We start from the raw sequence: 13,368 nt of genomic DNA on the forward strand, positions 1-13,368 counted from the left end.
GTCGTGGCTGGTCGCGCAGTTCCCCGCGCCCCTGGGGAGTTGCAGTCCACCTGCGCCACGACGGGACCGTCAGCCGCGCGCGCCCGCCCCATCGAACCGCTGGCCGCGTACGGCGCGCAGGGGACGGGGTGGGGGTGTCCGCCCGCAGCGGCCGGCGTCCGGAACCGAGAACTGACCGAGAGACCGAGCCGCCGGACCGAGGACGGACACCCCCCACCCCGGCACCGACACCGAAGCCGCACGGGCCGCCGCAGGCCCCCAGGGGCGCGGGGAACTGCGCAAAAACGCCCGCCCCCACCGAACCCGCAGACAAACACCGCTACCCCGCCGAAGGCCACCGCGGAGCCCGCCGCTCAGCGAACGCCGCCACCCCCTCCGCCCGGTCCTCCGAGAACGCCACCGACCGCCACGCCGCGTCCTCCACCTCCAGCCCCGCCCGCAGATCCAACCCCTGCCCCAGCCGCAACGCCCGCTTCGCCGCCCGCAACCCCACCGGCGAGTTCGCCGCGATCCGCCCCGCCAAAGAAAGCGCAGCGGACCGGTCCTCCCCCGCCGGCACCAGCTGATCCACCAGCCCGAGCCGGTACGCCTCCTCCGCCTCCACCCGCCGCGCGGTGAAGATCAGCTCGGCGGCCCGAGCCGCCCCCACCCGCCGGGGCAGCAACTGCGTCCCCCCGCCCCCGGGAATCACCCCCACCGACACCTCCGGCAGCCCCACCACCGCCGTACCGTCGGCCACGATCAGATCGCACGCGAGCGCCAGCTCGAACCCCCCGCCCAACGCGAACCCGTGCACCGCGGCGATCGTAGGCATCGGCAGCTCCAGCACCCCGGTGTAGGCCGCCCGAGCCACCGGCCGCTGCCGGACCAGATCCGCGTCGCTGAAGGAGTTCCGCTCCTTCAGATCCGCCCCGACACAGAACGCCCGCTCATGCGTGGAGGTCACCACGACGACCCGCACGCCTGCGTCACCCCCGAGCGCCGCGCACGCCGCCGCCACCGACCGCGCCATCTCCGTCGAGACCGCGTTCATCGCCTTGGGCCGGTCCAGAACCAGCTCGACGACCCCTTCCTCCCCGTGCCGCCGCACCAGCACGAACTCCCCGAACCGCTCCTCGCCCACCAGGCCCTCCAAGTTAACGCGGGTTAACAAGAACGCTCCGATCATCGCAGCCCCGCCCCGTCCACGAAAGGTTCCCGTCGAACCGCCCGACACCCCGTTCGAGTGACATCCCGCCCAACTCATCCCCCACCGCCCATCCCAGCGCATAACGTGCGCCCCGCCACGGCGCACAGGGGGCGCGGGCACACAGGGGAGGCACGATGACGGCGACGGTCACGATGACGACGGGGCTCGCGGACGGCGAAGGCACCCGCCTCTTCGGCTCACGCGGGCCGAGAGGCCCCCGGGGCCGCCACCGCAAGCCCCGCCCCCGCAAGGTCCTCCTCGCGGCGGGCGGCCTCGCGCTGGCCGCGGGCGCGCTGAGCCTCGTACGGCTGGCCCCCGACCACACGGTGGGCGGCTTCGGCGCGCCGGACACGGACCCCCAGGCGGCCCCGGACACAGGCATCGGCACGGGCATCGGCCCAGGCACCGACGAGGGCACCGACCCCGGCACGGACCGCGCGACCAACGCCGCAGCGACCATCGGTTCCGTCCCGAAGGTGAGCCCGTCCGCCACGGCCGTCATGGGCGGGATCTCTGCCACCCCCACAGCGGGCGCACCCCTCGCACCCACCGGGACCGCCTCCGCCGTGCCCCAGCCCTTCGCGGCGGCTCCCACGACGATCCCGGAGGCTCCGAACGCACCGGCCCCGACCCCCGTGGCGAGCACCGCACCCCACGCCCCGACGACGACCGCCGCCCCGCAACCGCACCCGGCGCCGACCACAGCGCCGACGACCCCGGCCCCGGCCCCCACGGCACAGCCGACGCAGTCGTCCCGCCCCGCCCCGGGCCTGTGCGTACCGATCATCGGCCTGTGCGTGCAGCAGCGTTGAAGCCCGTGCAGCAGCGGTGACGCCCACCGGCCGGTCACGCGGGAGCCGAATGCGCTAGAGCGCCGCGTCCCGGCGGGTCAGCAGCCACGGCTCGACCACGCCCAGCCCGCGCACCGGCCGCTGCCACATCGGCTGGAGCGCGAAGCGGTACGTCGGCGGATCCTCGCCCTCCTTCTCGGCGGCGGCCGCGGCCTCGGCCGCCTCCGCCTCGGAGGCCGGTGCCTCGCCGTGCCGGATGAGCTCCTCCGCGAAGGCGGAGTCGACGAGCACGGCGTCCCGGGGAGCTATCGAGGTCAACCGGGAGGCGAGGTTCACCGTCGTACCGAAGACATCACCCATTCGGGTGGTCACGGTGCCGAAGGCGATGCCGACCCGCAGTTCGGGCATGGTCTCGTCGTTGGCCATGGTCTCGATCAGCCGCAGCGCGATCTCCGCGGCCACCGCCGCGTCGTCGGCCGCGTACAGGACTTCGTCGCCGAGGGTCTTGATGAGCCGGCCGCCGCGCGCGGCCACGAGGTCCGCGGCGGTGGTCTCGAAGGCCTCGACGAGCTCGCCGAGCTCCTCCTCCTCCATCCGGCGGGTCAGCCGCGTGAACCCCACGAGGTCCGCGAAGCCGACACACAGCCGCCGGTCGACCATCTCCTCGTCGTCGGCGGCCTGCACGACCCGCCCCGCGGAGGCGGAGAGCTGGCGGCGCCAGACGTAGACGAGGAACTCCTCCAGCTCGGGCAGGAGCAGCTCGATGATCGGGTACGTCACCTCGGTGCGGGTCATGCCCGGTTCCGGAGGGTCGGTCAGGCCCTCGAGGAAGGAGTCGATCTGCCACTCGGCGAGCCGGGCGGTGGTCTGCCCGGTGGACCGCGCCACCTGTACCGCCATGGCCTCGCTCAGCAGCCCCGCCTCGACGAGGCCGGCGAGCCGGCGCAGCGCGAGGACGTCCGCCTCGGTGAACGCCTTGGCCTGGCCGACGTCCGCGAAGCCCATCGCCCGCCAGAAGCGGGTGGCCAGCTCCATGGAGACGCCGGCGGTGCGGGCCGCCTGAAAGGGGGTGTAGCGCCGCTCGGCGCCGAGAATGAGCTGTTCGAGACGCACGGCGAGCGGGTGCGGGGTCGCGTCCGCGCCGGAGCCCGTGTCGTCTACGGTCACGCCTGCTGCCCTTCCGATCTGTCACGGTCAGGTATCGACCGGCCTCAACTGTACGGCAGGTGTGCGGTAGCTCACTCCCGTGGGCGTGGAGAAGCGGTGCCGGCTCTACGCGGGTCGCAGGTGGACGATGTCCCCCGCTCCCACCGGTTCCTGTACGCCCTCCTCGGTCGCGATCACCAGGCGGCCGTCGCCGTCCACGGCCACCGCCTCGCCCACCAGCGAACGATCTCCCGGCAGCTCGGCCCGCACCCGTCTTCCCAGCGTCGCGCACCCCGCCGCATACGTCTCCTGCAAGCCGCTCACCGTGGGGTCCCCCGCCGCCGCACGCCAGCGGTCGTACCACTCCTCCAGGGCGCGCAGTACGCCCCTCAGCAGCGGGTCCCGGTCCGTGCTCACCGCTCCGGCCAGGGCCAGCGACCCGGCGGTCGGCACCGGCAGCTCGTCCTCGCGCAGCGTGACGTTGATGCCCACGCCCACGACGACCCCGTGGTCCCCGGCCCGCTCCGCGAGGATGCCGCCCGCCTTGCGCTCCTCGCCGCCGACGGTCACCAGCAGGTCGTTGGGCCACTTCAGGGCCGTGTCGACGCCGGCCGACCGGGACAGGCCCGTGGCCACCGCCACGCCCGTCAGCAGGGGGAGCCAGCCCCAGCGGGCGACCGGGACGTCGGTCGGGGTCAGCAGGACGGAGAAGAACAGGCCGGAGCGCGCCGGCGCGCTCCACTGCCGGTCCAGGCGGCCCCGCCCGGCGGTCTGCTCCTCGGCCACGAGGACCGCGCCCTCGGCGGCCTTGCCCGCGGCGGCGCGGGCGACCAGGTCGGAGTTGGTGGAGCCGGTGCCGGCCACCACCTCGATCCCGGACCAGAGCCCGCCCTCCCGCACCAGCCCGCGGCGCAGCGCGGCGGCGTTGAGGGGCGGCCGGTCGAGGTCCGACCAGCGGCTGTCGTCTCCTGGAACATCTCGCGGCGTCATGCAAGCCACCCTAGGTGTGTGAAACGCCGCACTGCTGATTCGTAGGGGCACCACTACTCTACGGATGAGTAACCGTCCCCCCTTTTGAGCAGGCAGGGAGCCGCGAGACCGATGTCCGAGCCGGAAGAGATCGACATCCACACCACCGCGGGCAAGCTCGCGGATCTCCAGCGCCGCATCCAGGAGGCGACGCACGCCGGCTCCGAACGTGCCGTCGAGAAGCAGCACGCCAAGGGCAAGCTGACGGCCCGTGAGCGCATCGACCTGCTCCTCGACGAGGGTTCCTTCGTCGAGCTGGACGAGTTCGCCCGGCACCGCTCCACCAACTTCGGCCTGGAGAACAACCGCCCTTACGGGGACGGTGTGGTGACCGGTTACGGCACCGTCGACGGCCGCCCGGTCGCCGTGTTCTCCCAGGACTTCACCGTCTTCGGCGGCGCCCTCGGCGAGGTCTACGGCCAGAAGATCGTCAAGGTGATGGACTTCGCGCTGAAGACCGGCTGTCCGGTCATCGGCATCAACGACTCCGGTGGCGCCCGCATCCAGGAGGGTGTGGCCTCCCTCGGCGCGTACGGCGAGATCTTCCGCCGCAACACCCACGCGAGCGGGGTCATCCCGCAGATCAGCCTGGTCGTAGGGCCGTGCGCCGGTGGAGCCGTGTACTCGCCGGCGATCACCGACTTCACGGTGATGGTCGACCAGACCTCGCACATGTTCATCACCGGCCCGGACGTCATCAAGACGGTCACCGGGGAGGACGTCGGCTTCGAGGAGCTGGGCGGCGCCCGCACCCACAACGCGGTGTCCGGCGTGGCCCACCACATGGCCGGGGACGAGAAGGACGCCGTCGAGTACGTCAAGCAGCTGCTGTCGTACCTGCCGTCCAACAACCTGTCCGAGGCGCCGGTGTTCCCGGAGGAGGCGGACCTCGCGGTCACCGACGAGGACCGCGAGCTGGACACGCTCGTCCCGGACAGCGCGAACCAGCCGTACGACATGCACACGGTGATCGAACACATCCTGGACGACGCCGAGTTCTTCGAGACGCAGCCGCTGTTCGCGCCGAACATCCTCACCGGGTTCGGCCGGGTGGAGGGCCACCCGGTCGGCATCGTCGCCAACCAGCCGATGCAGTTCGCGGGTTGCCTCGACATCACGGCGTCGGAGAAGGCCGCGCGGTTCGTCCGCACCTGCGACGCGTTCAACATCCCGGTCATCACCTTCGTGGACGTGCCGGGCTTCCTGCCCGGCGTCGACCAGGAGCACGACGGCATCATCCGCCGGGGCGCCAAGCTCATCTACGCCTACGCCGAGGCGACCGTCCCGCTCATCACCGTGATCACCCGCAAGGCCTTCGGCGGCGCGTACGACGTCATGGGCTCCAAGCACCTCGGCGCGGACCTCAACCTCGCCTGGCCGACCGCCCAGATCGCCGTCATGGGCGCCCAGGGCGCGGTCAACATCCTGCACCGCCGCACGATCTCCGAGGCCGAGGCCGCCGGTGACGTGGAAGCGACCCGGGCCCGGCTGATCCAGGAGTACGAGGACGCCCTCCTCAACCCCTACATCGCGGCCGAGCGCGGCTACATCGACTCGGTGATCATGCCGTCGGACACCCGCCGCCACGTCGTGAGGGGCCTGCGCCAGCTGCGCACCAAGCGCGAGTCCCTGCCCCCGAAGAAGCACGGCAACATCCCCCTCTAAGGAGACGCTGTGAACATCAAGGTCGTCCGGGGCAACCCCACTCCGGAGGAACTGGCCGCCGCCCTGGCGGTGGTCAGGGCCCGCGCCGCGGCGGCACCGGAGCCGTCCGGCGCGGAAGACCCCAGGCCGGCTTGGTCCGACCCGTCAAGGATCGCAGCCCGCCGCCTGCCGCAGCCGGGCCCAACGGCGTGGACCCGCACCTACTGGCCGGGTTAACCGGACCCACCCAGGGGCGCGGGGAACCGCGCACAGTAGGCCGACAAAGGGCGCCTATTTAAGTACCCGTACTCAGGCGCCCTCCCCCGGCCAAGCCCCACGCTGGTGGCATGCTGTGGTCCGACCCCGAGAACGAACCCCCGAAGGAACTCCGCGACATGCAGGAGATGCTTCGGCGGCTGGGCATCTTCATGGCCCTGGCCATGGTGCTCGCGATGATCGTGATCGGACTGCGCTGACACGCCACTCCGCCGCCCGGCCCACCGCCGGGCGGCACTACGCTGACCGCATGACCGATCAGCCGCGCCGCCGCCTCGTCCTCGCCTCCCAGTCCCCCGCCCGGCTGAACCTGCTCCGCCAGGCGGGCCTGACCCCCGAGGTCATCGTCAGCGGCGTCGACGAGGACGCCGTCACGGCCCCCACCCCCGCCGACCTGGCCCTGGCCCTGGCCGAGGCGAAGGCCTCCGTCGTGGCCGCGCAGCCCGCGGTCAAGGGAGCCCTGGTGATCGGCTGCGACTCGGTGCTCGACCTGGACGGCCAAGCGCTCGGCAAGCCCGCCGACGCCGAGGAGGCGACGGCCCGCTGGAAGGCCATGCGCGGCCGCGCGGGGACCTTGCAGACCGGCCACTGCGTCTACGACACGACGAGCGGCCGGTACGTCTCCGCCGTGGCCTCCACGGTGGTCCGCTTCGGCGAGCCGACCGACGACGAGATCGCCGCGTACGTCGCCTCCGGCGAACCTCTCTACGTCGCGGGGGCGTTCACGCTGGACGGCCGTTCGGCCCCGTTCATCGAGGGCATCGACGGCGACCACGGCAACGTGATCGGCCTGAGCCTGCCGCTGCTGCGCCGGCTGCTGGCCCGACTGGACGTGGGCATCACGGAGTTGTGGGCGCCGGCGGAGGCGTGAGCGGCGACTCGGCGGCCTCCGGGGCTGCCTCCGTGACGTCCTTCGGCTCGTCGGAGGCCTCGGAGTCGCCGGGCCCGTCGGTGTCCTGCGGCCCCGTGGCAGCCGCCGGCTCCGGATGGTCGTCGTAGCTCATCAGCAGCAGGACGATGAGCGCCAGCATCACGATCATGAACGCGAACTGCGGCCGGCCGATCAGCGCCCAGGCGACGGCGGCGAGCAGCCCGTGCACCACGGCCACGCTGATCAGCAGGATGCGGCCGAGGCCGGCCGGTGGACGGTTGCGCAGGGCCACCAGGGCACACAGGGCGAAGTAGAGGCCGAAGACGACCGCGCCCACCTTCGAGGACATCACCATGGCGTCCGGGTCGAGGCCGGCGAGGGACATGTTCTGCCCGTCCACGACGTTGGCCATGATCCAGTTCAACAGGGCGACACCGAACGCCTCGGCGAAGAGGACGACCGCCACGATCCACGCCACCGGCCTGCGTATCACCGGTCCCACCCACTTTCGAGCCGCGCTCTTGTTACCCGAAGTACGTTCAATACCAGCGCGAACGCTACTAACGGGTAAACCCTGGGACAAGGGTTCCGCCGGGGGCAAAGAATCATTGGGCCATTCGTAGGGACTCCACAAAGAAACGAAGTGGTCCGCAGCACGCTCTTACAGAGACCTTGACCACAGAGGAGGGCTAGGGTTTTCGGGAGGAGTCCTGCGTACCGAGGTGCGACAAGGGATTTCGCTCGTGGAGTGACCCCCGTATCACGCTCCGTGTGGGGAAGCTCACCACGGGGGACGGGTCGAAGAGCCGTGTCGGCAGTCCCTAAACTCGGCTTGTTTCAAGGAGGGAGCCTCAATCGTGCGCAAGGTGCTCATCGCCAACCGTGGCGAAATCGCTGTCCGCGTTGCCCGGGCCTGCCGGGATGCCGGTATCGCGAGCGTGGCCGTGTACGCCGACCCGGACCGGGACGCTCTGCATGTCCGCGCCGCGGATGAGGCGTTCGCCCTGGGCGGTGACACTCCGGCCAGCAGCTATCTCGACATCGAGAAGGTCCTGGGGGCCGCGCGTGAGGCGGGCGCGGACGCCGTCCATCCGGGCTACGGCTTCCTCTCGGAGAACGCCGAGTTCGCGCAGGCGGTCCTGGACGCGGGTCTGATCTGGATCGGCCCGCCGCCGCAGGCCATCCGCGACCTGGGCGACAAGGTGGCCGCCCGGCACATCGCCCAGCGCGCCGGCGCCCCGCTGGTGGCCGGCACCTCCGACCCGGTCTCCGGCGCGGACGAGGTCGTGGCCTTCGCCGAGGAGCACGGCCTGCCGATCGCCATCAAGGCGGCCTTCGGCGGTGGCGGACGCGGTCTGAAGGTCGCCCGCACCCTCGAAGAGGTCCCCGAGCTGTACGACTCCGCGGTCCGCGAGGCCGTGGCCGCGTTCGGCCGCGGTGAGTGCTTCGTCGAGCGGTACCTGGACCGCCCCCGGCACGTGGAGACCCAGTGCCTGGCCGACAAGCACGGCAACGTGGTCGTCGTCTCCACCCGTGACTGCTCGCTCCAGCGCCGCCACCAGAAGCTGGTCGAGGAGGCCCCCGCGCCGTTCCTCTCCGACGAGCAGGTCGCCGAGCTGTACCGGGCGTCCAAGGCCATCCTCAAGGAGGCCTCCTACGAGGGCGCGGGCACCTGCGAGTTCCTCGTCGGCCAGGACGGCACCATCTCCTTCCTGGAGGTCAACACCCGACTCCAGGTCGAGCACCCGGTCACCGAGGAGGTCGCCGGCATCGACCTGGTGCGCGAGATGTTCCGCATCGCCGACGGCGAGGAGCTCGGCTACGGCGACCCCGAACTGCGCGGTCACTCCTTCGAGTTCCGCATCAACGGCGAGGACCCGGGCCGTAACTTCCTCCCGGCCCCCGGCACCGTCACCAAGTTCGAGGCGCCCTCCGGCCCCGGCGTGCGCCTGGACGCCGGCGTGGAGTCCGGCAGCGTGATCGGTCCGGCCTGGGACTCCCTGCTGGCCAAGCTGATCGTCACCGGCGCCACCCGCGAGCAGGCCCTTCAGCGCGCCGCGCGTGCCCTGGAGGAGTTCCAGGTCGAGGGCATGGCCACCGCGATCCCCTTCCACCGCGTGGTGGTCAAGGACCCGGCCTTCGCCCCCGAACTGACGGGCAGCACCGACCCGTTCACGGTCCACACCCGCTGGATCGAGACCGAGTTCGTCAACGACATCAAGCCTTTCGCCGCCCCGGCCGACACCGAGGCGGAGGAGGACGGCGACCGCGAGACGATCGTCGTGGAGGTCGGTGGGAAGCGGCTCGAGGTCTCCCTGCCCTCCTCGCTGGGCATGTCGCTGGCCCGCACCGGACTGGCCGCGGGTGCCAAGCCCAAGCGCCGGGCCGCCAAGAAGTCCGGCCCCGTCGCCTCCGGTGACACCCTCGCCTCGCCGATGCAGGGCACGATCGTCAAGATCGCCGTGGAGGAGGGCCAGGAGGTCAAGGAAGGCGACCTCGTCGTCGTCCTCGAGGCGATGAAGATGGAACAGCCCCTCAACGCCCACCGCTCCGGCACCATCAAGGGCCTGACCGCGGAGGTCGGCGCCTCGATCACCTCCGGTGCGGCGATCTGCGAGATCAAGGACTGACGGCTCTTCCGGTACGACACCTCCGAGACGCCCCGCGAACCTGAGCGCAGGTCCGCGGGGCGCCTCGTTTCCCCGTTCCCCGTGACAGTGGCTTCGACGGCGGCCGCCACACCTCAACAAGGGCGGCGTCTCACCCAGGTGCGCGTGCGCGAGGCTGCACCCCGTCCACGACACCCACCACACGAACGCACCGAGCCCTGACGCCCCGGCCGCGTCCGCGCTACGACCACACCAGACGCCCGCGACGACTCTCAGATGCGGCCCCGAGTGTCCCGGCATCCGGTGCAGGCGCGACTGCGCCGCACTCAGGGGCGCGGGGAACTGCGCGACCAGCCAGAACGAACCAGCAGCCGCCAACGATCGCACCACCCGGGCTCCTGGGCCCGCCCCGCCCGAACGGGCGTACACGGACAGGATGACCCCTGTAACAGACCTGGTCACCACCGTGATGACGCCCAGACCCCGCCCCCGAATGTCCCCGGCACCCCCGCCGCGACACCCGGATTCCGCCCCCGGCCCCGCCTCCCGGCACTTCCCCGATGCCCCCAGACCCGGCCCCCGGGCCTACGACAGCCGGACGACTCACCCCGGCCCTTCACCCGAAGTCGGACCTGAAGCCGAAGCCGAACCCGAAGCCCGCCCCGGCCCCCAGCCGAAGCGCCCCGCGCCCGTCACCGTCGTCGCAGATCCGCCACGCGCGCACGCTCCGCGCCCGGAGGTGTCTCCCCCAGTACCGCGGCCGTCCGGAGGGCGGGGCCGGCGCCGGCCGGGACCTGACCGCGGCGAGGCCCCGGCAGGGGTACGTCCCGGCGCTCCTGACCCCGGCGCGCCGGGACCTGATCACCCCCCGGCGCTCCCGACGCGCCGGCCACGGCGATCTGCACCCCCTGGTCGGCGAGCGCCTGGAGTTCCGTGCCGGCCCGGTCGTCATGGGCCGGGGGCTCGTCCGTGACCAGGCGGGTGATCACATCCGTCGGCACGGTCTGGAACATGGTGTCGGTGCCGAGCTTGGTGTGGTCGGCGAGGACGACGACCTCCGCGGCGGCCTGCACCAGCGCCCGGTCGACGGACGCCGACAGCATGTTGGACGTGGAGAGACCGCGTTCCGCGGTGAGCCCGCTCCCGGAGAGGAAGGCGCGCGAGACCCGGAGCCCCTGGAGCGACTGTTCGGCTCCGGAGCCCACCAGGGCGTAGTTGGAACCGCGCAGGGTGCCACCGGTCATCACGACCTCCACCCGGTTGGCATGGGCGAGCGCCTGGGCCACCAGGAGGGAATTGGTCACGACGGTCAGACCGGGCACCCGGGCGAGCCGGCGGGCCAGCTCCTGTGTGGTGGTACCCGCCCCCACCACAATGGCCTCGCCCTCTTCGACGAGACCCGCGGCGAGATCGGCGATGGCCGTCTTTTCGGCGGTCGCGAGATGCGATTTCTGCGGAAAGCCGGACTCCCGCGTGAACCCGCCCGGCAATACCGCACCGCCATGTCGGCGGTCGAGGAGTCCTTCTGCCTCCAGTGCGCGCACGTCCCGCCGTACGGTCACTTCGGAGGTCTGGACGACGCGGGCGAGCTCACGGAGCGACACGGCTCCGTTGGCCCGCACCATTTCGAGGATCAATTGGCGACGTTCTGCAGCGAACACGAAACTGACAGTAACCCCAACGACCGTCTGCTTTCAGCAGTATGCGCCGAATTACCGAAGTTGTTCGCACAGTAGGACGGGAAGTGGTATAGGGCCTAATCCACCCGCCTATGCCGCACGAATGGTCGACGACTCCCCGTGACCAGGCAGGAATCGCTTTCGGCCGTCAGGCCCCGCCGATCTCCTTGCGCGTGTGCAACTGCCGTGCCACCTCGGCGATCGACCCCGAAAGGGAGGGGTAAACGGTGAACGCGTTCGCGATCTGTTCGACCGTCAGATTGTTGTCGACCGCGATCGAGATGGGATGGATGAGTTCCGAGGCGCGGGGGGCGACGACGACACCGCCGACGACGATCCCGGTGCCGGGCCGGCAGAAGATCTTGACGAAGCCGTCGCGGATGCCCTGCATCTTGGCGCGCGGGTTCCTGAGCAACGGCAGCTTCACGACCCGGGCGTCGATCTTGCCACCGTCCACGTCGGCCTGGGAGTAGCCGACGGTGGCGATCTCGGGGTCGGTGAAGACGTTGGAGGAGACCGTCTTGAGGTTCAGCGGGGCCACCGCGTCGCCGAGGAAGTGGTACATGGCGATCCGGCCCTGCATGGCGGCGACGGAGGCGAGGGCGAAGACGCCGGTGACGTCACCGGCGGCGTACACACCGGGAGCCGTCGTGCGGGACACCTTGTCGGTCCAGATGTGCCCGGAGTCCCGCAGCTTGACGCCGGCCTCCTCCAGCCCCATGCCCGCGCTGTTGGGGATGGCACCGACGGCCATGAGGCAGTGCGACCCGCTGATGACCCGGCCGTCCGCCAGCGTGACCTCGACCCGGTCCCCGACCCGCTTGGCGGACTGGGCACGGGAGCGGGCCATGACGTTCATGCCGCGCCGCCGGAAGACGTCCTCCAGGACGGCGGCCGCGTCCGGGTCCTCCCCGGGCAGCACCCGGTCCCGGGACGACACGAGGGTCACCTTGGACCCGAGCGCCTGGTAGGCACCGGCGAACTCGGCACCGGTGACACCGGACCCGACGACGATGAGCTCCTCGGGGAGCTCGTCGAGGTCGTAGACCTGGGTCCAGTTGAGGATGCGCTCTCCGTCGGGCTGCGCGTCGGGAACCTCGCGGGGGTGCGCGCCGGTGGCGATGAGCACCGCGTCCGCGACGAGGGTCTCCTCGCTGCCGTCGACGGCCCGCACGACGACCTTCCGGGACCCGTCGAGGGCCTGCATGCCCTCGAGCCGTCCACGTCCGCGCAGCACCCGGGCTCCGGCGCGCGTCACGGAGGCGGTGATGTCGTGGGACTGGGCGAGGGCGAGCCGCTTCACACGCCGGTTGACCTTCCCCAGGTCGACGCCCACCACCCGCGCGGCCTGCTCCAGGGGCGGGGTGTCATCGGCGACGATGATTCCCAGCTCCTCGTAGGACGAGTCGAAGGTCGTCATGACCTCAGCCGTCGCGATTAGGGTCTTCGACGGGACGCAGTCGGTCAGCACCGACGCCCCGCCCAGACCGTCGCAGTCGACGACGGTCACCTCCGCGCCGAGCTGGGCGGCCACCAGGGCCGCCTCGTATCCGCCGGGTCCGCCACCGATGATCACGATCCGAGTCACGTACTCCATTGTCCCGCACGAGCCGGGGTGCCACTGCCTGGGGCCCGTCCCGAGATACCTCTGTTACGGGAGAGACGCCGGGGAAGGCTGCCGTACCCTCGTCGCATGTCGCTCTACGCCGCCTACGCCGGCAACCTCGACGCGCGGCTGATGACCCGCCGCGCCCCGCACTCGCCGATGCGCGCCACGGGGTGGCTGAACGGCTGGCGGCTGACCTTCGGCGGTGAGCACATGGGCTGGGAAGGGGCGCTGGCCACGATCGTCGAGGACCCCCTCTCCCAGGTCTTCGTCGCGCTCTACGACATCGCGCCCGCCGACGACGACTCGATGGACCGCTGGGAGGGCGTCGGCCTGGACATCTACCGCCGCACCCGCGTCCGGATCCACACCCTGGAGGGCGAGGAGCAGGCCTGGACGTACGTCCTGAACGGCTACGAGGGCGGCCTCCCCTCGGCCCGCTACCTGGGCGAGGTGGCCGACGCGGCGGAATCGGCGGGCGCCCCGCACGACTACGTGATGGAACTCCGCAAGCGTCCCTGCTGACGT

At 71.6% G+C, this 13,368-nt stretch carries 13 protein-coding genes; 7 read left to right on the forward strand and 6 right to left on the reverse strand.

Annotated features, from left to right (window positions below; translation table 11 throughout):
- Nucleotides 1–319 precede the first annotated feature (319 nt).
- The gene (locus IF54_RS0110270) at nt 320–1,123 is read right to left on the reverse strand and encodes an enoyl-CoA hydratase/isomerase family protein (RefSeq protein ID WP_030316819.1); all 804 of its coding nucleotides are present in this window, start codon (nt 1,121–1,123) and stop codon (nt 320–322) included.
- Between the two features lie 200 nt (nt 1,124–1,323).
- Between IF54_RS0110270 and IF54_RS39545 the strand changes: the two genes are divergently transcribed.
- Entirely contained in the window at nt 1,324–2,001 is a 678-nt protein-coding gene (locus IF54_RS39545; protein ID WP_030316821.1) for a hypothetical protein, read from the forward strand.
- Between the two features lie 54 nt (nt 2,002–2,055).
- Here the strand turns inward: IF54_RS39545 and IF54_RS0110280 are convergent, their stop codons facing one another.
- Both IF54_RS0110280 and IF54_RS0110285 read right to left on the reverse strand, forming a co-directional pair.
- Nucleotides 2,056–3,147, reverse strand: coding sequence for an adenylate/guanylate cyclase domain-containing protein (locus IF54_RS0110280; RefSeq protein ID WP_030316823.1), 1,092 nt, complete (start codon nt 3,145–3,147; stop codon nt 2,056–2,058).
- A gap of 105 nt (nt 3,148–3,252) precedes the next feature.
- Nucleotides 3,253–4,116: a biotin--[acetyl-CoA-carboxylase] ligase gene (locus tag IF54_RS0110285; protein WP_030316825.1), complete on the reverse strand. Its 864-nt coding sequence runs from the start codon at nt 4,114–4,116 to the stop codon at nt 3,253–3,255.
- Nucleotides 4,117–4,227: 111 nt separating this feature from the next.
- Here IF54_RS0110285 and IF54_RS0110290 point away from each other — a divergent pair, with 111 nt between their 5' ends.
- The 4 genes from IF54_RS0110290 to IF54_RS0110305 all read left to right on the forward strand — a co-directional run bounded on the left by IF54_RS0110290 (nt 4,228) and on the right by IF54_RS0110305 (nt 6,946).
- A complete protein-coding gene (locus IF54_RS0110290) occupies nt 4,228–5,820 on the forward strand; it encodes an acyl-CoA carboxylase subunit beta (RefSeq protein WP_030316827.1) in 1,593 nt (530 codons plus the stop codon).
- 9 nt (nt 5,821–5,829) lie between these two features.
- Entirely contained in the window at nt 5,830–6,036 is a 207-nt protein-coding gene (locus IF54_RS0110295) for an acyl-CoA carboxylase subunit epsilon (RefSeq protein WP_030316829.1), read from the forward strand.
- A gap of 110 nt (nt 6,037–6,146) precedes the next feature.
- Nucleotides 6,147–6,275 (forward strand): morphogenic membrane protein MmpB, encoded by a 129-nt coding sequence (mmpB, locus tag IF54_RS43890; protein WP_107047818.1) that lies wholly within the window; start codon nt 6,147–6,149, stop codon nt 6,273–6,275.
- Between the two features lie 50 nt (nt 6,276–6,325).
- Entirely contained in the window at nt 6,326–6,946 is a 621-nt protein-coding gene (locus tag IF54_RS0110305) for a nucleoside triphosphate pyrophosphatase (protein WP_030316831.1), read from the forward strand.
- On the opposite strand, the gene IF54_RS0110310 is transcribed toward IF54_RS0110305, so the two are convergent.
- A complete protein-coding gene (locus tag IF54_RS0110310) occupies nt 6,915–7,439 on the reverse strand; it encodes a hypothetical protein (RefSeq protein ID WP_037819781.1) in 525 nt (174 codons plus the stop codon). The genes IF54_RS0110305 and IF54_RS0110310 overlap by 32 nt on opposite strands.
- Before the next feature lie 364 nt (nt 7,440–7,803).
- Between IF54_RS0110310 and IF54_RS0110315 the strand changes: the two genes are divergently transcribed.
- The gene (locus IF54_RS0110315; protein ID WP_030316835.1) at nt 7,804–9,576 is read left to right on the forward strand and encodes an acetyl/propionyl/methylcrotonyl-CoA carboxylase subunit alpha; all 1,773 of its coding nucleotides are present in this window, start codon (nt 7,804–7,806) and stop codon (nt 9,574–9,576) included.
- 671 nt (nt 9,577–10,247) lie between these two features.
- Here IF54_RS0110315 and IF54_RS0110320 read toward each other — a convergent pair.
- Together IF54_RS0110320 and IF54_RS0110325 are read right to left on the reverse strand one after the other, a co-directional pair.
- The gene (locus IF54_RS0110320) at nt 10,248–11,216 is read right to left on the reverse strand and encodes a DeoR/GlpR family DNA-binding transcription regulator (RefSeq protein WP_078851927.1); all 969 of its coding nucleotides are present in this window, start codon (nt 11,214–11,216) and stop codon (nt 10,248–10,250) included.
- A gap of 166 nt (nt 11,217–11,382) precedes the next feature.
- The gene (locus tag IF54_RS0110325) at nt 11,383–12,831 is read right to left on the reverse strand and encodes an NAD(P)H-quinone dehydrogenase (RefSeq protein WP_030316839.1); all 1,449 of its coding nucleotides are present in this window, start codon (nt 12,829–12,831) and stop codon (nt 11,383–11,385) included.
- A gap of 96 nt (nt 12,832–12,927) precedes the next feature.
- On the opposite strand from IF54_RS0110325, the gene IF54_RS0110330 reads away from it, so the two are divergent.
- Nucleotides 12,928–13,365 carry a gamma-glutamylcyclotransferase gene (locus IF54_RS0110330; RefSeq protein ID WP_020141438.1) on the forward strand — a complete coding sequence of 146 codons (438 nt, stop codon included), beginning with the start codon at nt 12,928–12,930 and terminating at the stop codon, nt 13,363–13,365.
- Nucleotides 13,366–13,368 lie beyond the last annotated feature (3 nt).

It is taken from the genome of Streptomyces sp. NRRL B-3229, from assembly GCF_000719505.1.
In the GTDB taxonomy this organism is placed as follows: domain Bacteria; phylum Actinomycetota; class Actinomycetes; order Streptomycetales; family Streptomycetaceae; genus Streptomyces; species Streptomyces griseorubiginosus.

Coding starts and splice junctions, on each gene's coding strand:
- IF54_RS39545 (WP_030316821.1), top strand. CDS start 1,324: ATGACGGCGACGGTCACGATGACGACGGGGCTCGCGGACGGCGAAGGC.
- IF54_RS0110285 (WP_030316825.1), bottom strand. CDS start 4,116: ATGACGCCGCGAGATGTTCCAGGAGACGACAGCCGCTGGTCGGACCTC.
- IF54_RS0110290 (WP_030316827.1), top strand. CDS start 4,228: ATGTCCGAGCCGGAAGAGATCGACATCCACACCACCGCGGGCAAGCTC.
- mmpB (WP_107047818.1), top strand. CDS start 6,147: ATGCTGTGGTCCGACCCCGAGAACGAACCCCCGAAGGAACTCCGCGAC.
- IF54_RS0110305 (WP_030316831.1), top strand. CDS start 6,326: ATGACCGATCAGCCGCGCCGCCGCCTCGTCCTCGCCTCCCAGTCCCCC.
- IF54_RS0110325 (WP_030316839.1), bottom strand. CDS start 12,831: ATGGAGTACGTGACTCGGATCGTGATCATCGGTGGCGGACCCGGCGGA.
- IF54_RS0110330 (WP_020141438.1), top strand. CDS start 12,928: ATGTCGCTCTACGCCGCCTACGCCGGCAACCTCGACGCGCGGCTGATG.